15 protein-coding genes are annotated in these 19,507 nt (G+C 70.9%); 3 read left to right on the forward strand and 12 right to left on the reverse strand.

What is annotated here, in order from left to right:
• Positions 1 to 55: 55 nt before the first annotated feature.
• A complete protein-coding gene (locus tag BLR02_RS24820; RefSeq protein WP_090570033.1) occupies positions 56 to 358 on the reverse strand; it encodes a CsbD family protein in 303 nt (100 codons plus the stop codon).
• A 499-nt stretch (positions 359 to 857) separates the two neighbouring features.
• On the opposite strand from BLR02_RS24820, the gene BLR02_RS24825 reads away from it, so the two are divergent.
• Positions 858 to 2,054, forward strand: a complete 1,197-nt coding sequence (locus BLR02_RS24825) for an LLM class flavin-dependent oxidoreductase (protein WP_176849805.1) — start codon at positions 858 to 860, stop codon at positions 2,052 to 2,054.
• A gap of 40 nt (positions 2,055 to 2,094) precedes the next feature.
• Here the strand turns inward: BLR02_RS24825 and BLR02_RS24830 are convergent, their stop codons facing one another.
• Positions 2,095 to 3,864: an ABC transporter ATP-binding protein/permease gene (locus tag BLR02_RS24830; protein WP_090665039.1), complete on the reverse strand. Its 1,770-nt coding sequence runs from the start codon at positions 3,862 to 3,864 to the stop codon at positions 2,095 to 2,097.
• Between the two features lie 271 nt (positions 3,865 to 4,135).
• On the reverse strand, positions 4,136 to 5,668 hold the full coding sequence (locus BLR02_RS24835) for a UxaA family hydrolase (protein WP_218128050.1): 1,533 nt from the start codon (positions 5,666 to 5,668) through the stop codon (positions 4,136 to 4,138).
• Positions 5,669 to 5,896: 228 nt separating this feature from the next.
• Between BLR02_RS24835 and BLR02_RS30620 the strand changes: the two genes are divergently transcribed.
• Positions 5,897 to 6,535, forward strand: coding sequence for a hypothetical protein (locus BLR02_RS30620; RefSeq protein WP_090665040.1), 639 nt, complete (start codon positions 5,897 to 5,899; stop codon positions 6,533 to 6,535).
• Between the two features lie 169 nt (positions 6,536 to 6,704).
• On the opposite strand, the gene BLR02_RS24845 is transcribed toward BLR02_RS30620, so the two are convergent.
• The 8 genes from BLR02_RS24845 to BLR02_RS24880 all read right to left on the reverse strand — a co-directional run bounded on the left by BLR02_RS24845 (position 6,705) and on the right by BLR02_RS24880 (position 16,894).
• Positions 6,705 to 8,390, reverse strand: a complete 1,686-nt coding sequence (locus tag BLR02_RS24845; RefSeq protein ID WP_090665041.1) for a Na/Pi cotransporter family protein — start codon at positions 8,388 to 8,390, stop codon at positions 6,705 to 6,707.
• A gap of 5 nt (positions 8,391 to 8,395) precedes the next feature.
• Positions 8,396 to 9,055, reverse strand: a complete 660-nt coding sequence (gene pncA / locus BLR02_RS24850) for a bifunctional nicotinamidase/pyrazinamidase (protein ID WP_090665042.1) — start codon at positions 9,053 to 9,055, stop codon at positions 8,396 to 8,398.
• Positions 9,056 to 9,081: 26 nt separating this feature from the next.
• Positions 9,082 to 10,545 carry an amidase gene (locus tag BLR02_RS24855; protein WP_090665043.1) on the reverse strand — a complete coding sequence of 488 codons (1,464 nt, stop codon included), beginning with the start codon at positions 10,543 to 10,545 and terminating at the stop codon, positions 9,082 to 9,084.
• A 39-nt stretch (positions 10,546 to 10,584) separates the two neighbouring features.
• Positions 10,585 to 11,646: a zinc-dependent alcohol dehydrogenase family protein gene (locus BLR02_RS24860; protein WP_090570054.1), complete on the reverse strand. Its 1,062-nt coding sequence runs from the start codon at positions 11,644 to 11,646 to the stop codon at positions 10,585 to 10,587.
• 92 nt (positions 11,647 to 11,738) lie between these two features.
• The gene (locus BLR02_RS24865) at positions 11,739 to 13,199 is read right to left on the reverse strand and encodes a DEAD/DEAH box helicase (RefSeq protein ID WP_090665044.1); all 1,461 of its coding nucleotides are present in this window, start codon (positions 13,197 to 13,199) and stop codon (positions 11,739 to 11,741) included.
• Between the two features lie 299 nt (positions 13,200 to 13,498).
• Positions 13,499 to 14,038, reverse strand: a complete 540-nt coding sequence (gene moaB, locus BLR02_RS24870) for a molybdenum cofactor biosynthesis protein B (RefSeq protein ID WP_090665045.1) — start codon at positions 14,036 to 14,038, stop codon at positions 13,499 to 13,501.
• Between the two features lie 26 nt (positions 14,039 to 14,064).
• Positions 14,065 to 15,927, reverse strand: a complete 1,863-nt coding sequence (locus tag BLR02_RS24875) for a lytic transglycosylase domain-containing protein (protein WP_245704942.1) — start codon at positions 15,925 to 15,927, stop codon at positions 14,065 to 14,067.
• Between the two features lie 136 nt (positions 15,928 to 16,063).
• Complete coding sequence (locus BLR02_RS24880; RefSeq protein ID WP_245704943.1) at positions 16,064 to 16,894, reverse strand: uracil-DNA glycosylase; 831 nt, start codon at positions 16,892 to 16,894, stop codon at positions 16,064 to 16,066.
• A gap of 79 nt (positions 16,895 to 16,973) precedes the next feature.
• On the opposite strand from BLR02_RS24880, the gene BLR02_RS24885 reads away from it, so the two are divergent.
• A complete protein-coding gene (locus BLR02_RS24885) occupies positions 16,974 to 18,677 on the forward strand; it encodes an electron transfer flavoprotein-ubiquinone oxidoreductase (RefSeq protein WP_090665048.1) in 1,704 nt (567 codons plus the stop codon).
• A 505-nt stretch (positions 18,678 to 19,182) separates the two neighbouring features.
• On the opposite strand, the gene BLR02_RS24890 is transcribed toward BLR02_RS24885, so the two are convergent.
• Positions 19,183 to 19,507: transposase (locus tag BLR02_RS24890; RefSeq protein ID WP_176849452.1), on the reverse strand; the 325-nt coding region annotated here is incomplete at its 5' end.

Raw genomic sequence — 19,507 nt, forward strand, 5'->3', positions numbered from 1 at the left:
CGGCCCAGGAAGGCACCAGGGCCGCGAGGCGCGGCCCTGGCGATGCTCCGCAGCCTTACCAGTACCGGCGCCGCGGCGGGTCGGAGAGCGTGCTCATCGTCATCAGGCCGAGTGCGAAGCCGATCGCGCCGGCGACCAGCAGCGAGAGCGCCGGCTGCTTCTCGACGAAGCGCCCAACCTCCTGCGCCGCGGTCTCGGCCGACTGCCGCACGTCGCCATAGGCTTCCTGCGCCCGCCCGGCGACATTCCGGGCCAGACCCTCGGCCTGGTTCCGCTCGTCGCCGGTCACGTCGCCGAAGGTTTCCTGTGCCTTGCCCACGATGCCGCGGGCCGCGCCTTCGAGCTTGTCGCTGTTCATCGATGATGTCCTTCTATCGGAAGCGATGTGTGGAGATGGATCGAAGCCCTCATGCCGGGCTCCGGCCCGTTATCCGCCGGGGGATGCGCTGCATTCCTCAGGCGAGGATGGTTCGGGGGCCGCCTGTCGCCTGCTTCGCCGCGCCTGCGATGCGGTCCTCGTCCATGTGAGCCTCCTCCTGCGGTGACCTGGCCCGACTGTTTCGTAACATTCGATCCAATTCCCGGTCGGCACGAAACACTGTCGAGCAGGGGTGGTTGCGTCCGATAGCGCACAAACATGGTCGCCCACCGGCTTGCCAAGGGTGGTCCGCCTGATGGCACGCGGGCACACCGGCTCCGCGGCTGTCGTCACGGGCCGGGCCTTCGGCAGGAGCGCAGGCTTGCACCTCCGGCACGGCAGGCCCCGGCCGGATCCCCGGGTGGGACGGCCCGGGGTTTTCAGCCGGGACGATCGCGCGCTAGCCTCATCGCCGACGTCCGGAAAAAAGGCAGAATCCATGGCTCATCGCGGCTTGCGCTTCGGCATCTTCCTCGCGCCCTTCCACCGCGTGGGCGACAACCCGACCCTCGCCCTCGGACGTGACCTCGAGTTGATCCAGTGGCTCGACAGCCTCGGCTATGACGAGGCCTGGATCGGCGAGCACCATTCGGCGGGCTGGGAGATCATCGCCTCGCCCGAGATCATGATCGGCGCGGCGGCGGAGCGGACGAAGCACATCATGCTCGGCTCCGGCGTCACCTCGCTGCCCTACCACCATCCCTTCCTGGTGGCGCAGCGCTTCGTCCAGCTCGACCACATGACGCGCGGCCGCGCCATGCTGGGCTGCGGCCCCGGCGCCCTGGTCTCCGACGCCTATATGATGGGCATCAAGGCCGAGGATCAGCGCCGCATGATGGACGAGAGCCTCGGCGCCATCATGAGGCTGCTCGCCTGCGAGGAGCCGGTGACGATGAAGTCCGACTGGTTCGAGCTGAACCAGGCGCGTCTCCACCTCGCCCCCTATACCTATCCGCATTTCCCGATCGCGGTCGCCAGCGCCACCACCCCCTCGGGCGCGATGACCGCCGGCAAATATGGCGTGGGCCTGCTCTCCCTCGGTGCCGGCCTGCCGGGTGGGCCGCAGAAGCTGGCCGAGAGCTGGCGCCAGGGCGAGGCCGAGGCGGAGAAGCACGGCAAGACCATGCCGCGCGATGGCTGGCGCCTCGTCGTCAACATGCATTGCGCCGAGGAGGACGACCGCGCCTTCCACGACGTCGCCCGCGGCGAACGGGTCGAGACGCTCACCTATTTCAGCGAGACCCTCGGCCGCCCGCCCATGCGCAGCGAGAACCCGCTGGGCGACGGGCTCAAGGCCGGCACCACCCTGGTCGGCAGCCCGGAGACCATCGCCAAGGGGATCGAGCGCCTGCTCGAATATACCGAGGGCGGCGCCGGTGGCGTGCTCTTCCGCGCCCATGAATGGGCGAACCGCGAGGATACGATGCGGAGCTACGAGCTCTTCGCCCGCTGGGTCATGCCCCGCTTCCAGGGTAGCCTGGCGATGCCGGCGCAGTCCCGCGAATGGTGCAGCGAGAACCGCAGCGGCATCTTCGGCCCCAGCATGAATGCGCTCCGCAAGGCTTTCACCGATGCCGGGCAGGACGTGCCCGACCACATGCGCCTCAAGCTGCACACCGGAAAGGTGGAGCTCTGACCCCTCTCGTGATGGCCGGGGCCCGCCCGGCCATCCATTCCTACCGGTAAGGCGCCACCACCAGCGCCGGCAGCGTCACCACCGGGCGCGGCGACACCAGCCGCGCGCCCTGCGCCCCCGGCTCCAGTTGCAGCACCCGGTCATGATGCTCGGCAAGGCCCGGCCGGTGCCCGATCGAGACCAGCGTCGCCTCCGCCAGCTCCGCCGAGAACAGCCCCATCAGCGCCGCCTGCCCGGCATCGTCGAGCGCCGAGGTCGCCTCGTCGAGCAGCACCCAGCGCGGCCGGTGCAGCAGCAGCCGGGCGAAGCCGATGCGCTGCTGCTGGCCGAGGCTGAGCGTCCGGTCCCACCGCCCCGCCTCGTCCAGCCGCCCGGCCAGCCCCGGCAGCCCACAGCGGATCAGCGCCGCCTGCAGCGAAGCATCGCTGAACCGCCCGGCCGGCGCCGGGTAGCAGACCGCCTCCCGCAGCGTGCCGAGCGGCAGGTAGGGCCGCTGCGGCAGGATCATCATCGCCTCCCGCGCCGGGGCGCGGACCACGCCCTCGCCCCACGGCCAGAGCCCCGCCGCGGCGCGGAACAGCGTGCTCTTCCCGGTGCCGCTCTCGCCGCGGATCAGCACGCGCTCCCCGGCGCGGATCTCGGCCGAGGCGCCGGCGATCAGCACCTTGCCATCCGGCCCGTGCACCGTGAGGTCCTCGAAGGCCAGTACCTCGCCACCTTCCTCGATCTCGATCCCACTCTCGGCGCCGAGCGCCTCCGCGGCATCCAGGCTGTCCTCCAGCGCGACGATGCGCTCCACATGGCTGCGCCAATCCGCCAGCCGCGGCCAGCTCTCCTGGAACCAGGAAAGGGCACGGACCACCTCGGTGAAGGCCTGCGCCATCTGCATCAGCGTCCCGAGCGTGATCGCGCCGGCGAAGTAGCCCGGGCTCGCCAGCAGCAGCGGGATGACCGCCGCCACCATCCCAAAGCCGGAGCCGAGCCACATGAGCTGGCGCTCGGTCCGCAGCAGCTCGTGCATCACGCCCACCACGCGGCCGAAGCTGCCGCGCAGCCCCGTCGCCTCATCCGCACTGCCACGGATCAGCGCCACCGCCTCGGCGCTCTCGCGCAGCCGCAGCAGGGCGAAGCGGTGGTCGGATTCCGCATGGTTGCGGCGGATGTTGATATCGACCATGGGCCGGCCGATCAGCCAGGTCAGCGTGCCCCCGACCAGCGCATAGAGGCCGGCGACCAGGACAAGACTACCGGGCACCTCCATTCCGCCCAGCCGCACCGCACTCGAGAGCGTCCACAGCACCCCGGCGAAGGAGGCCAGCGTCAGCAGCGCATGCAGCAGCCCGGTCGCCAGATCGACCGCCATGGCGGTGGCCCAGCGGGTGTTCTCGCTGATGCGCTGGTCCGGATTATCCGCCGCATCCGGCATCAGCCCCATGCGGTAATGGCAGGCATCGGCCAGCCAGCGCTCCTGCAGATGATGCACCAGCCAGCGCCGCCAGCGCAGCGCCAGCATCTGCCGCGCCCAGAGCTGCGAGACGGCGATCGCCATGCTCAGCCCGGCCAGCAGCAGGAACACCGAGACCTGCGCGCCACCGGCGCCCGCCTGACGCTGCTCCAGCGCATTGAAGAAGTCGCGGTGCCAGAGATTGAGGCGAAGCTGCGTGCCGATCTGCGCCAGGGTGAGGGCGAGGGTGGCCGCGGTCAGCGCCCAGGCCACCACACGTTCCTCGGAACCGTACCAGCCGCGGGCCATGCGCCAGGTGCGCCGGAAGGCCCCTTGGGAGGTGGGCGGGGTACGGAGGTCGGCCAAGGCGAAAGCTCCCGTCCAATTTCGGTACGGGATGAGATATACAAACCATCGTAAGGGTTGCAAGGCAATTGAGGCAGGATTGCGGCGGAAGCATGACGGGTGTGGCTTCAGGGTAAGGAATCCGACAAAGAACGCCAGAGGCGTCCTTCCCGCAACCCCATGATAAGAAACCGCTCATTCACGCGAGGACGGGCAGGGTAGTGCCATCAGCCCTCGCTGGCCATCACCCGAATGTGGCAACGGCTGCCACGATTGCCCTAATTGGGCGCCGTCACATCGTCGCCCCCATCGGCCAGGGCGCGAACTCCGCCCCGCCGAAATCGAATTCCTCGCTCTTCGTCCGCTCGCCGCTCGCCGTGCGCAGCATGTGCTGGAAGATGCGCTCGCCCACCTGCTGCACCGTCTCCTCGCCGGTGACGATGGTGCCGCAATTGATGTCCATGTCGTCCACCATCCGCTCATACATGGGCGTGTTGGTGGCGAGCTTGATGGAAGGCGTCGGCTTGCAGCCGAAGACGCTGCCACGCCCGGTGGTGAAGCAGAGCAGGTTCGCCCCGCCCGCGACCTGCCCGGTCGCCGCCACCGGGTCGTAGCCCGGCGTGTCCATGAAGACGAAGCCCCGCTGCGTCACCGCCTCCGCATAGCGCACGACATCGACGAGGTTGGTCGACCCCGCCTTCGCCATCGCCCCGAGCGACTTCTCGAGGATGGTCGTCAGCCCGCCCAGCTTGTTGCCGGGGGAGGGGTTGGCATCCATCTCGGCCCCGAGCTTCGAGGTGTAGTCCTCCCACCAGTGCATCACATCGACCAGCTTCTGCCCGACCTCCTGGCTGACGGCGCGGCGGGTGAAGAGATGTTCGGCGCCATAGGTCTCCGGGCTCTCGGAGAGGATCACCGTCCCACCATGCCGCACCACGAGGTCGGAGGCCGCGCCCAGCGCCGGGTTGGCGGTGATGCCCGAATACCCGTCCGAGCCGCCGCATTGCAGCGCGACGCAGAGCTCGCTCGCCGGCACCGTCTCCCGCGTCACGCGGTTGGCCTCCGCCACCACCTCGCGCACGAAGTCGATGCCGGCCTGCACCGTCTTCCGGCTGCCGCCCATCTCCTGGATGTCCATGCTGCGCAGCCGCCCGGCCAGCCGCTGCTCCTCCAGCAGCCCGCCGATCTGGTTCACCTCGCAGCCGAGGCCGATGCCGATGACATGGCTGAAATTGGCATGGCGCGCGAAGCCGCCGAGGGTGCGCCGCAGGAGGCTGAGCGGCTCCCCCTGGGTCATGCCGCAGCCGGTCTTGTGGGTCAGCGCGACGACGCCATCGACATTCGGCCACTCCGCCAGCGGGTCCTCGCCGGTCAGCGGGTTGCGGCGGAAGGCCTGTGCGATGAGGTCCGCCACATGGGCCGAGCAGTTCACGCTGGTCAGGATGCCGATATAGTTGCGCGTCGCGACGCGCCCGTCCGGCCGGCGGATGCCCTGGAAGGTCGCCGGCTCCGCCACGTAGTCGGTCGGCCTGGCATCGACGCCCCAGGCATAGTCGCGGGCGAAGTCACCCATGGCGAGGTTGTGGGTATGCACCCAGTGCCCGGGCGGCACCGGCTCGGTGGTGAAGCCGATGATCTGCCCGTAGCGCGTCACCGGCTCGCCCTCCGCATGGAAGCGCACCGCCACCTTGTGCCCGGCCGGGATGCGCGTGGCGGCGACGACGTTCGGCGCCACCGGCGTCCCCGGCGGCAGCACCTGGCGGGCGATGACGACGCCATCCTCGGGGTGCAGGCGGATGACGGGTGGCTGGGTGATGGCGTCCATGGCGGGGCTCCCTGTTGCGGCCATCTTACAGCCTGTTTCGAAAGTCATCATGGGCTCGGCCCATCGAATGTCGTTGGCCTCTGCCTTCGCATGGCCGCTTTCCTACCAAACTTTCAAGCCAATCTCACATTGTACTGCGACTTGAGGCGAGTTGCCGACCCGATGCAGCCGATCGTAATGGCGCTGAGGAGATGCGCAGCCGAGCCATGTCAAACTGGAGGTCGCGTGATGCCTGCCTTCTACGAGCAGATCTATAGTGAGCCGGTCTATGTGGATCCCTACTACGTCGAACCCGTTTATGAAGAGACGTTCTACGCCGAGCCGATCTATGCTGAGCCCGTCTATGTCGAGCCTCTCTACGTAGAACCCTACTACGTCGAAACCGATTATGTGGAGACGGTCTATCTGACCCCGGCCTATGTCGAGCCAGTTTATGTCCAGCCCGTTTACGTGGCGCCGGTCCCGGTCTCGGAACCTGTCGGGGTTTATCCAGCCGAAGCCGCCCTGCTGTTCGACGATTACTTCTATCTCGCCACCAACCCCGATATCGCGGCAGCCGGAATCGATCCGCTCGGCCACTACGCGACCGTGGGTTGGATTGAAGGACGCGATCCGAACGCTTTCTTCGACACGCAAGGCTACCTCTTCGCCTACCCCGAGGTGGATGCGGCCGGGATCGATCCGCTCGTCCACTACGCACTCTTCGGGTGGCTGGAGGGGCGCGACCCATCCACCTTCTTCGACACGGACAGCTATCTCTTTGCCTATCCCGATGTGGACGCGGCCGGGATCAACCCGCTCGAGCACTACCTCTATGCGGGCGCGGCGGAGGGCAGGCTCGCCTTTGCGGATGGGGTCTTCTCCTGATGCCGCAAGGCAACGACGGGTGCCTTGCTCGTAGCGCCGCTCGCAGGTCGTGGGGCTGATAAGCGTTTGCGGTGTGGGTGGAACATGGCGGTCGGCCAGCCCCTCACACCAGCCCCGTGATCCTCCGCAGGCGGGCTTCTGGACCGGTTCAGGCTTGCCCGTACGGCCCTCAGCCCGGCCCATCCTCCTCGAGCAGGGCCGTCTCGTCGGCGAGGCGGCTCGGCAGCAGTTCGCCCCGCCGCTCCAGCAAGGGATGCGCGACCGTGGCCAGATGCGCGCCGACCCGCCGCAGGTCGCGCACCGCATCCAGCAGCAGGCCTGCCGCGCCGCCCCCCTCGGCGCCGGACTGCGCCCCGGCCTCGGCCATCCGCCGCGCCGCCTCGCGCTCCGCCGCCCGCAGCCCCTCCTTCCCGCGCACCAGCCGCCGCGCCGCCTCGGCATCCTCCATCATGAAGACGGCGATCGCCAGGCGGAGCTGCTCCAGCAGCGTCGCATGCAGCGCCGCGATCTCCTGCGCCGGCACCGGCCCCAGCGCGAGCCCGCGCCGCAGCCGCTTCGCCGCATGCCGCACCAGGTCCCGCTCCACCACATCGGCGGCATGCTCGAGGGCGATGGCGAAGGCCTGGATCTCGCCGAGCCGCCGGCTCTCCTCGTCGCCCAGCGCCTCGCGCGGGATGCGGGCGAGATAGCCATGCACCGCCCGGTGCAGCCGGTCCACCACATCGTCCATCCGCACGATGGCCCGCGCCGCCTCGCGGTCCTGCCCCCGGAAGGCCTCGGCTGAGCCGCGCAGCATCGCCTCCAGCTGGTCGGCGATCCGCAGCACCTCCCGCGCCGCATTCGCCAGCGCGACCGAGGGCGTCCTGAGCGCCGCCTCATCCAGATAGCGCGGCGCCCCGGGATCAGTCGCCGCCGCCCGCTCGGGCAGCAGCCGCTGCATCAGCGCGGCCAGCGCCGGCAGCAGCGGCAGGGCCAGCAGCCCGGTCGCCAGGTTGAAGGCGAGATGCGCATTGGCGACCAGCCGGGCCGGCGCCGCATCCACCGCCTGTAGCCAGAGGACGGCCTGCGGCAACACCGCCAGGCCGATGGCGCAACCCAGCAGGCGGTTCAGCAGGTTGCCAGCCGGCACGCGCAGCCGGGCCTTGTCCTCGCGGTCGCCGCCTGCTTCCAGCAGCGGGTTCAGCGCGCTGCCGAGATTGGCGCCGAGCACCATGGCGAGCGCCGCTTCCGGCCCGACCGCCCCGCTGCCGGCCAGACCGGCGACGAAGAGCAGCCCGGCCACGCTGGAATGGGCCGCCCAGGCGATGGCCGCGGCCAGCATCAGGTTGGGCAGCGGCTGGTCCGCTACCGCCGTCAGCAGGGCCCGGAGCGTCGGCGAGGCCTCGACCGGCGCCATGCTGCCGACCAGCTCGTGCAGCGCCAGCAGCATCAGCCCGAGCCCGATCGCCACCCGCCCCAGATCCCGCGTCCGGGCCCGGCTGCTGCGCCGGAAGGCGACCACGCCGACCAGCACCAGGGTGGGGAAGGCCGCCGTCGCATCGAAGGACAGCAGCTGCACGATCAGCGCCGTGCCGAGATTGGCGCCCAGCATCGCCGCCAGGGCCGGCGCCAGCGCCACCGCGCCCGAGGCGGCGAAGGAGCCGACCATCAAGGCTGTCGCCGTGCTGCTCTGCAGCGCCGCCGTCACCCCGAGCCCGGCGAGGAAGGCGCGCCCGAGCCCGCCGAGCGCCACGCCCAGCACCTGGCGCAAACGGCTACCGAAGGCGCGCTGCACGCCGCTCTGCACCATGTGCAGGCCCCAGAGCAGCAATGCCGCCTCGCCCGCCAGCTCCAGCAGGAGCCTGGCTTCGCCCATCGCCGTCAGCCCAGGAGGTCGGCGCTGGTGACGAAGCCGACGCCCAGCGCCGCAAGCCTCGCCCGGGCCGCCGTGACCGTATCCCCGCCCTCCGGCAGCGGCAGGCCGATGCCGCGGCAGGCATCCTCGATGACGAAGACCCGGTAGCCCAGCCGCGCCGCATCCTCGGCCGAGAAGGCCACGCAGTAATCCGTCGCCAGCCCGGCCAGGAACAGCTGCGAGACGCCGCGCGCGCGCAGCCAGCCATCCAGCCCCGTCGTGGTGGTGCGGTCATTCTCGAAAAAGGCGGAGTAGCTGTCGATCGCCGGCCGGAAGCCCTTGCGCACCACCAGCTCGATCCGCCGCTGGTCGAGCGCTGGGTGCAGCGCTGCCTCCGCGCTGCCCTGCACCGCATGGTCGGGCCAGAGCGTCTGCATCCCGTAGGGCATCTCGACGCTGTCGAAGGCCGCCCGCCCCGGATGGCTGGAGGCGAAGGAGGAATGCCCCGGCGGATGCCAGTCCTGGGTGGCGAAGGCATGGGCGAAGGGCCCCGCCAGCAGCCGGTTGATCACCGGCACCACCGCATCGCCCCCGGCCACCGCCAGCGCGCCGCCCGGCATGAAGGTCGGCTGCACATCGACCAAGCCGAGCATGGTGGTCGCGGGGTCGAGGGCGATTCCAGGCATCACGCTCTCCAACAGGCGGGACGAGCCTAGACCTGCCCCGTCCCGGCTTCCATGCCCTCGACCGGCGGCACCGTGCCTGGCCGCGGGTCGAGCGGCACCGCCCGGTCGAAGCCCGAGACCTGCTCGAACATCGCGCCCGCCCGCAGCGCCAGCGCCTCCTGCCGCGGCGGTGCCGCGATCTGCAGCCCCACCGGCCGGCCATACTGGTCGAGCCCGCAGGGCACGGCGAGGGCGGGACAGCCACCCAGGGTGATCGCCGCATTCAGCATCGAGGCAGCCATGTAGTTCTCGAGCTTCCGCCCGGCGACGCTCTCCGGGTGCCGCAGCATGACGTCGAAGGCCGGCGTCGCCGCCCCTGGCGTGACCAGCACGTCATACCGGCCGAAGAAGGCGGCCAGGCGCCGGTACCAGGCGGCGCGCTCGCGCTCCGCCCAGGCGAGCTGGCTCGGCGTCGCCTGCAGGCCACGCTCGGTGTTCCAGATGATGTCGGGCTTCAGCAGGTCACGGTGGGTCCGCAGCTGCTCCTCCCGGTCCACCACGAAATGCTGGCTGCGGAGGATGAGGAAGGCCTCCTGCAACCCCTCCAGCGCCGGCGCCGCCTCCTCCACCACGCAACCCGCCGCCTCGAAGCGCCGCACCGCCCCGGCGCAGATCGCCCGCGTCTCGCGGTCGACCGGCAGCACCCCACCGAAATCCGCGGTGAAGCCGACGCGCAGCGGCCGCCCCTCCAGCGATTGGGCATAGGGCAGGGCCGGCGCCTCATAGGTCAGCGGGTCGGCCAGGTCCCGCCCCGCCATGGTGTCGAGGAAGAGCGCGACATCCGCCACGCACCGTCCCATCGGCCCATGCACCGAGAGCGGCGAGAAGAGGTTGTTCGGCGTCCCCCGGCTCACCCGCCCGGGCGAGGGGCGGAGGCCGACCACGCCGCAATAGGTGCCCGGCCGCCGGAGGCTGCCGGCATGGTCCGTGCCATGCGCCAGCCAGGCCTCGCCGGTGGCGACCGAGACCGCGCCGCCGCCCGTGCTGCCGCCGCAGGTCAGCGCCGTGTTCCAGGGGTTGCGCGTCCGCCCGAAGACCTCGTTGAAGGTGGAGCCGCCCGCGCCGAATTCCGGCGTGTTCGACTTGCCGAGCACGATGCCGCCCCGCGCCTCGATCCGCTCCACCAGCGGGTGCGAACGCGCCGGCACATGGTCGCGGAAGATGGGCGAGCCATAGGTCGTCCGCACCCCGGCCACATCCGTCAGGTCCTTGATGGTCACCGGCAGTCCGGCGAGCCAGCCCGGCTCCCCGGCACGCTCCGCGCCCTCGCCGGCCATGATCCGCCGCGCATGGTCGCGCGCCCGGTCGAGGCAGAGGGTCGGCAGTGCGTTCACCGCCGGCTCCACCTCGGCGATGCGCGCGGCGGCGGCCTCCACCAGCTCCAGCGGCGAGACCTCCCGCCGCTTCAGCCGCGCCACCGCCTCGGTCGCCGTCAACTGGATCAGGGACATCGGCCTCGCGCTCCTCGATGCCGTGGCAGCGGTCACGCTTTAATTGGGCAGGATCACGCCCTTGCCCGAGCTCTGCTGGTCAAAGAGCGTATAGGCCTCCTCCGCCTGGTCCAGCCGCCAGCGATGGGTGAAGAGCTTGTCCACCTGGATGCCCCGGTCTGCGATGTAGCGCGCGCACTCCGCCTGCCCCACGGTCGAGAAGGTCCAGGAGCCGATGAGCGTCACCTGCCGCCGCAGCATGTCCGGGCTGACCTCGAGCGTCACCTCGCCGCCCTCGCCGACATAGCAGGCCTTGCCCCAGGTGCGGACGCAGCGCACCGCCTGGGCCCGCGCCTGGGGCGAGGAGGAGGCATCGAGCGACAGATGCGCGCCGAGCCCATGCGTCGCCTCGCGGATGGCGCCCACGATGTCATTGGTCTCGACCGGGTTGATCAGCAGGTCGGCACCGAATTCCTTGGCGCGCCCCAGCCGCTCCGGGCTGGTGTCGAGGGCGATGACCCGCGCGCCCATCGCCGAGGCAAGCTGCGTCGCCGAGAGCCCGACCGGCCCCTGGCCGAAGATCGCGATGGTATGGTCGCCCTGCAGGCCGAGCCGCTGCAGCGCGCCCCAGGCCGTGCCGGTGCCGCAGGAGATCGCGGCGCCGGTCTCGAAGGACAGCTCCTCCGGCAGCGTCACCACCGTGCGCGCCGGGCAGACCATGTAGTTGGCATGCGCCCCATGGCCCGTCGCGCCATAGACCTGGTCGACGCCATCGTCGCAGAGCTGCATCCAGCCGGTGGAGCATTGCGGGCAGACGCCGCAGCCGACGTAATGGTGCTGCATCACCCGCTGGCCGACCCGCGCCTGCTTCGGCGAGACGTTCTTGCCGACCGCGACGACGACGCCGCAGGGCTCATGCCCGCGGATGATCGGCCCGGACAGCCCCTTGGTAAAGCCGAGCGAGGCCGAGGCGCCGCCCGCCGGGGCGCGGTAGAATTTCAGGTCGCTGCCGCACATGCCGGAGGCCTTGATCTCCAGCACCACGTCATCCGGCCCGGGCGTCGGGTCCGGGAAGTCCTGCAAGGCCAGTTGACGGTCGCCAAGGAAGACCACGCCCTTCATGCCAATTCCTCCCGTTGCGGGCCCGGGGCCCGAGGGACGCATGATGGGCAGAGAAGGGCCGGCCGGGCAAATCCCGGCCGGCGTCTCCCTGATCAGTCGTCGCCGCCCATCCGCCAGGTGCGGTCGCGGGCGCCGGGGGCCGTGCTGCCCTCGCGGAAATCGCCATCCCGCCAGGTGCGGTCACGGCGGGTCGCGTCGCTCATCGCCGCCGGCATGGCGCGGCGGCGCGATTGGTTGCCGGCCTCGGCACCGCGCGGCGCGGCCTGGCGCTGCCCGGCCGGCTGGCCCTGCGGGCGCGGACCGCCACCCTGGCGCTGCTGGCCCGGCGCGCCACGGCCACGGCCCTGGCCGCCACCGCCGCGATGCCCCTGCGGCCGCCCGGCCGGCCGGCCGGTCTGCACCGGCCGCGTCACCGGGCTCGACTGGTCCTGCCGATGGTCCTCGGCCGGGATCGGCGTGCGGATCAGCTTCTCAACGGCCCAGAGCTTGTCCAGCTCCTCCGCTGCCACCAGCGCCACGGCCTCGCCCGAGGCGCCGGCCCGCGCGGTGCGGCCGATGCGGTGGACGTAGCTCTCCGGCACGTCCGGCAGGTCGTACTGCACCACATGGGTGACGTTATCCACGTCGATGCCGCGCGCGGCGATATCCGTCGCCACCAGGATCGGCGCGCTGCCCTCGCGGAATTCCTGCAAGGCCCGCTCGCGCTGGCCCTGGCTCTTGTTGCCGTGGATGGCGTTGGCGGTCAGCCCATCCTGCTCGAGCTGCTTCACCACGCGGTCGGCGCCGTGCTTGGTGCGGGCGAAGACCAGGGTGCGGCCGACGCCCTCGCCCTTCAGCAGCTTCGCCAGCAGCAGGCGCTTGCGCGCCGTCTCCACATGCATCACGCGCTGCGCCACGCGCTCGGCGGTGGTGGCGACCGGCGCTACCTCGACCCGCGCCGGGTCGCGCAGCAACTCGCCCGCCAGCCGGCCGATCTCGGTCGGCATGGTGGCGGAGAAGAACAGGGTCTGGCGCTGCTTCGGCAGGGTCGGGATCAGCTTGCGGATGGCGGGCAGGAAGCCCTTGTCCAGCATCTGGTCCGCCTCATCCAGCACCAGCGTCTCCACCCGGTCGAGCCGGGCGGTGCCGGCCGCCATATGGTCGAGCAGCCGGCCAGGTGTGGCCACCAGCACGTCGATGCCAGCGGCCAGCGCCCGGCGCTGCCCGCCATGCGGCACGCCGCCGAAGACGGTCGCCACGCTGAAGCCGAGATGCGCGCCGTAGCTCTTGAAGCTGTCGGCGATCTGCGAGGCGAGCTCGCGGGTCGGCGAGAGCACCAGAACCCGGCAGCCGCCGCGCGGCGGCCGGCCGCCCTTGGCAATGAGCTGATTGAGGATCGGCAGCGCGAAGGCCGCCGTCTTGCCCGTGCCGGTCTGGGCGATGCCGAGCAGGTCGCGCCCTTCGAGCACGAGCGGGACGGCCTGGGCCTGGATCGGGGTGGGGGTGGTGTAGCCGGCCTCATCGAGCGCGCGCAGGAGGGGCGCGGCGAGGCCAAGATCGGTAAAGCTTGTCACGAAATCGGTAATCCCAGACACGCGGCGCCTGACGCGGACCCGGTCATGGGTCGCCGCGGGGTTTCAGGTGGAGACCCCGCGTGGCTGGGTCGATCCGGAAGATGGCTTCCTGTGCGCCGGCAGTTCGACCGGGTCCCGCTTCGCCCAGCAAAGGCAGCCCATGGGGGCCGCGCGCGGACTGAAACCGGGACAGGGTGGCCGCTCACGCGGCCGGGCACCACCGGGGCATGGCGCCGCCGGTACCGCCTACATGCGCCTTCGCGGTTGCGAAAGCAAGGGCTTCCCTGAAAAGGGCGGGCTCAGGCCGCCCGCATATGCTCCTTCAGCCGCGGCATCAGCTCCACCAGGTTGCAGGGCCGGTGCCGGGCATCGAGCTGGAACAGCAGGATGTCGTCCCAGGCATCCTTGCAGGCCCCGGTCGAGCCGGGCAGGGCGAAGAGGTAGGTCCCGTCCGCCACGCCGCCGAGCGCCCGGCTCTGCATCGTGCTGGTGCCGATCTTGCGGTAGCTGAGCATGCGGAACAGCTCGCCGAAGCCCTCGATCTCCTTCTCGAGCACGCGCTTGAAGGCTTCCGGCGTCACGTCGCGCCCGGTGATGCCGGTGCCGCCCGTGGTGATGCCGCAATCGATCGTCGGGTCGGCGACCCAGCGGCGCAGCACCGCCTCGATCGCATCCGCCTCGTCGCGCACGATCTCCCGCGCGACGCAGCGGTGCCCGGCCCCCTCGATCCGCTCCTGCAGGGTCTGGCCGGATCGGTCGGAGGCCATGTCCCGCGTGTCGGAGACGGTGAGGACGGCGATGTTCACCGGGATGAAGGGCAGGCTCTCGTCGATCGGCATGGCAGGCGCTCCCGTGGCTGTCCCGCCTAACGTAGTGCGGCCGGGCGCCGGCGCAGCATGGCCGTGACATCCTCGGGCCCGGCGAATTTCGGCGCGCTGCCCGCCGCCAGCTGGTCGAGGCTCGGCGCCGGCAGGCCGAGGCGATTCGCGTAGATCCAGGAATAGGCCATCACCCGCTGCACGAAGGCCCGGGTCTCGTCGATCGGGATGGCCTCGATGAACAGGAAGGGGTCGTCCCGGTGGCCGCTTGCCGGCAGCCATTTCTGCAGATTGCCCGGCCCGGCATTATAGGCGGCGAGCAGGCGGATGAGGTTGCCCTCCACCCCCTCATGGCGGGCCAGGTAGTGCACGTAGCGCTGGCCGAGCTCGAGCGAGAAGCCCGGATCGTGCAGCCGCTCCATGTTCTCGGCCGAGAGCGAGGGGTCCCGCGCCACATAGCTCGCCGTTGCCGGCATGAGCTGGAGGATGCCCCGTGCCCCGGCCGGCGAGACCGCCGCGGCATCGAACCGGCTCTCCTGCAGGGCGAGGGCATAGAGCAGCGAGGGGTCCACCCGGAAGCCGCCCTGCGGCTGCAGCCGGGGCAGCGGGAAGCGGGCGAAGTCACGCGGCCGCCCGTCCACCCCCTGGCTGGCCGCCGCCAGCTGGGAGGACAGCCCGTTCATCCCCGCCGCCGAGGCGACGGCGAGCATGGCGCGGATGAGCGCCGGGTTGTTGCGCGCCTGCCCCCAGAGCTGGCGCAGCTCCGCCTCCGCCCGCGCTGGCTGGCCGATCTGCAGCAGGGCAAGGGCCCGCCAGCCGCCAGCCGTCTCGGCCAGGGCCGCCGTCTCCGCCTCGCCGGCCAGCTCGCCTTCCCAGGCGAAGCTGTTGGGCAGGCCGAGGGCGCGCCGCGCCACCTGGCCGTAGAAGGTCCGCGGCTCCTGCGCTGCCTGGGTCATCCAGCCGACATAGAGCTGCGGCCGGCGTGCCCGCACCGCGGCGCGGGCGGTCCAGAAGGCCGCGGCCGAACGCAGGGCCGGTGCCGCCGCCTCGGTCCGCGCCGCACGCTCGAAATAGGGCAGGGCGGCGTCGTAGCGCTCCAGCCCCCAGGCGGCCAGGCCGGCGGCGAAGGCGGCGACGCCGTTCTCGCCCCGGACTGGCTGCTCGCGCAGCGTCTCGGCGGCGATGCGGAGGGCCGCCTCGTCATGTCCCGCACGGAACAGGCCCATGGCGAGATCGGCCCGCAGCAGCGCCGCATAGGGCGCCGTCATGCCCCGCGTCCGGCCGATCAGGGCCAGCGCCTCGGCTGGCTTGCCCTCCCGCGCCCGGTCGCGCACCGCGCGGTCGAGGGTCGGGTTGCGGGTCACCGCTGCGCCGTCGCGCTCCTCAGGGGCCAGGGACTGGTCGGGGGAGAGCGCCTCCGCCGCCTCGGGCGGGGCGGGCAGGGCGGTGCCCCTCGGCAGCAGGTCCGCCAGCATCGCATGCAGCCGCGCGGCATCGGCATGGTCGGGATAATGCGCCAGCCAGGCCTGCAGCCCGGTGGCCGTCGGCCGCCCGCCGGGCCGCAGCCAGCGATCGGCCAGGACCTGGCCAAGCAGCCGCCGATCCTCCAGCCGCTCCGTCTCGCGCTCCGCGGCCGTCAGGTCGCCACGCGCCTGCGCCTCGAAGATCCGCCGCAGCCGCGCCGCCTCGGAGGGGGCGAGCACGGACGGCAGGCCGGCCACCCCGCCGGGGGGGGCGGGGCGCGGCAGGATCATCGCGGTCTGGCCGAAGGAGGCCGGAATGGCGGTCGAGGCTGCGGCCCTTTGCGCCTGGGCTGGGGCCGTGGCCCCCGCCGTCAGCACCGCCCCCAGCAGGACCCCGCAGAGCAGGGGGCGAAGGAGGGCACGGGCCATGGGTCTGATCGCACGCATGGCCCGTTCCCGTTAGCGGTCGCGAGCAGGGGCACGCAACCCCTCAATTGCGGGATCAAGACGAGTCAGATTCCACCAGGGCGTGAAATGCGGGCCGGTTTCTGGGCGTCCTCATGTATAAAAATGGCCGCGGCCGTTACTCGTTGCCATCGATCCTACGACGCAGCATCAGCAGATCGTTCCATGCCTCTCGCTTGGCCGAGGGCGTGCGTAGCAGATAGGCCGGATGCAATGTCGCCAATGCAGGCAGGGATTGATCATCGGTTACCGTTACTTGGTGCCAACGTCCGCGCAGCCGGGTGATGCCCTCGCGGGAACGCAGCAGCGCCTTGCCGGCGACGCCCCCCAGCAGCACCAGCAGGCGCGGCCGCGCCAGCTCGATATGCCGCAGGATGAAGGGCAGGAAGAGCGCGATCTCCGCATCGGTCGGCGTGCGGTTGCCGGGCGGGCGGAAGGGCAGGATGTTGGTGATGTAGAAGTCCCGCTCCCGGCTCAGCCCGACCGAGGCCAGCATCCGGTCCAGCAACTGCCCGGAGACGCCGACGAAGGGCCGCCCCAGCCGGTCCTCATCCGCCCCCGGCGCCTCGCCGATGAGCATCAGCCCGCTCTCCGCCACCCCATCGGCGAAGACGAGGTTCATCGCCGTCTCGCGCAGCGGGCTCCCGTCGAATTGCGCCATGGCCTCGCGCAGCCCGGCGAGGCTCGTGGCCCCCGCCGCCAGCTCCGCCGCGCGGGTCCCCGCCGGGGTCGGCAGCCGGGCGGGCAGCAGCGCCGGCTGCGCGGGCGAGGGCGGCGGCGCCGTTGGCGGCGCTGCCGTGGCCGGCACCTCGGGGCGCCGGGCGCGGTCCAGCGGCTCCGCCTCCAGCGCCTCGTCCACGCCCCAGTCGAGTTGCAACCGCAGGGCCGCAACCAGCGCCGCCCGTGTCTCCGCCGCCTGGGTCTCCGCCTCCATCCTCGCCCCCGCCAACGGCCTATATTCCTGCCCCTGGGGTTCCGTGCAACCCGAAGCGACGCTACATGCGGAGACGAACCAGGAGGAGCCAGGCATGTCCGGTGCCGAAGAGCGCGAAGCAATGGAATTCGATGTGCTGATCGTGGGGGGCGGGCCCGCCGGCCTCGCCGCCGCGATCCGCCTGAAGCAGGTCGCGCCCGATGCCACGGTCTGCCTGGTCGAGAAGGGCAGCGAGATCGGCGCCCATACCCTCTCCGGCGCGGTGCTCGAGGTCCGTGCCCTCGATGAGCTGCTGCCCGACTGGCGCGAGGATCCGCCGGCGCTCGCCACGCCCGCGACCGACGACCGCTTCATGCTGCTGACGGAGACGCGCGCCTTCAAGCTGCCGACGCCGCCGCAGATGAACAACCACGGCAATTACATCGTCTCGCTCGGCAATGTCTGCCGCTGGCTTGGTGCCAAGGCCGAGGCGCTCGGCATCGAGATCTATCCGGGCTTCGCCGCCTCCGAGACCATTATCGAGGACGGGCAGGTCAAGGGCGTCGTCGCCGGCGTGGCGGGCATCCAGAAGGACGGAACCAAGGGCCCGGGTTACGAGCCGGGGATGGAGCTGCGCGCCAGCTACACCCTCTTCGCCGAGGGCTGCCGCGGCTCGCTGACCAAGCAGCTCTTCGAGCGCTTCGACCTGCGGAAGGACGCCGCCCCGCAGACCTATGCGCTCGGCATGAAGGAGCTGTGGGAGATCCCGAAGGACAAGCACAAGCCCGGCCTTGTCTGGCACAGCACCGGCTGGCCGCTGACCTCCGACACCTATGGCGGCTCCTGGCTCTACATGCTGGGCGAGAACCTGGTCTCCATCGGCTTCGTCGTAGGCCTCGACTATTCCAACCCCTGGCTCTCGCCCTTCGACGAGTTCCAGCGCTTCAAGACGCACCCGGCGGTCCGGGCGATGCTGGAGGGCGGCAAGCGCGTCGCCTATGGCGCCCGCGCGCTGAACGAGGGCGGCTTCCAGGCCATCCCGAAGCTGGTCTTCCCGGGCGGCGCGCTGATCGGCGACTGCGCCGGCTTCCTCAACGTGCCGAAGATCAAGGGCACGCATACCAGCATGAAGACCGGCATGCTCGCCGCCGAGGCCGCCGCCGCGGCGATCGCCATGGAGAGCCGCCCGCCGGTGCTCGACAGCTACCCCACCGCCCTCGAGGCAAGCTGGGTCTGGGAGGAGCTGAAGGGCGTGCGCAACATCCGCCCCGGCTTCGCGAAGTATGGCTTCTGGGGCGGCATGGCGAGCGCTGCGCTCGACACCTATGTCTTCCGCGGCAAGGCGCCATGGACCTGGCCGCACCATGCCGACCACGAGACGCTGAAGCCGGCCGCCCAGTCGAAGCGCATCGTCTACCCGAAGCCCGATGGCGTGCTGACCTTCGACCGCCTCTCCTCGGTCTTCCTCTCGAACACCAACCATGAGGAAAACCAGCCGGCCCACCTCCAGCTCCGCGATCCGGACCGCTGGAAGGGCGTGAACTGGGACCAGTTCCGCAGCCCCGAAAGCCGCTACTGCCCGGCCGCCGTCTACGAGGCGGTGGGGCCGGATGCGGAGCGGGAGCTGAAGGGCACGCCCGACCCCGAGGCCACCGGCCCCGGCGGCGATGTTGAGGCCGGCGATGCCGGCGCGCGCCTCGTCATCAACGCGCAGAACTGCGTCCACTGCAAGACCTGCGACATCAAGGACCCGACGCAGAACATCGACTGGCGCACGCCGGAGGGCGGCGGCGGGCCGAACTATATCGGCGGGATGTAACGCTGCTGCCGCCGCCCGACCGCTTCAGGTCCGACCGGGCGGCGGCGGGCCGAACACTATCGGCGGGATGTAACGCCGCTGCCGCCGCCCGACCGCTTCAGGTCCGACCGGGCGGCGGCGGACCGAACACTATCGGCGGGATGCAACGCCGCTGCCGCCGCCGCGCTTCGCGCGCGGGATAAGCGGGGCGAGGATCGCGTTGAAGGCGTTGCCTTCAACCCTGGTCGATCAGATCGCTCGGGTAGCGCAGCTTGCTGCGGTCGTATCTCGGCCGGTCTTCGGGCGTCCACATAAGCGCCTTTCTTCCTGCACCCGCCGCCGGGAGCCAATCACAACCGATTCAAGCAACTCGATCTCTTCCCGGATGAATGCCGAGGCAAGAGCCCTGCTTCGGGTCCATCCCAGCCGAGCCAATGCGTCAGTTCAGCCAGATGGTCGCGCCACAGATTTTTCCGCAAGGACGGCAGCCATTGGCTATCCCACGTCTAATACCAAATCCCATTGATCAGAACCGATGCGCCCAATCGCGCAGTCCGATGGACATGATAGTCCAGGGCTGCTCGACGAGGCGGTTCCAGGCCCGACAGCAATGGTCGACGATGTCGTCGTAGCAGTGGAAGACGCGGTTCGAGAGCCAGTTGTCCCGCAGGAACTGCCAGGTGTTCTCCACCGGGTTCAATTCGGGACACTTGGGCGGCAGCGGGACGAGGGTGATGTTCGGCGGCACCTCGAGCCTGTCCGATAGGTGCCATCCGGCTTGGTCGAGCAGCAGCACGGCATGCGCGTTCGGCGCCACAGCGGCAGCGATCTCGGCGAGATGCAGGCTCATG

The sequence above is a fragment of the Belnapia rosea genome (assembly GCF_900101615.1).
Lineage (GTDB): Bacteria > Pseudomonadota > Alphaproteobacteria > Acetobacterales > Acetobacteraceae > Belnapia > Belnapia rosea.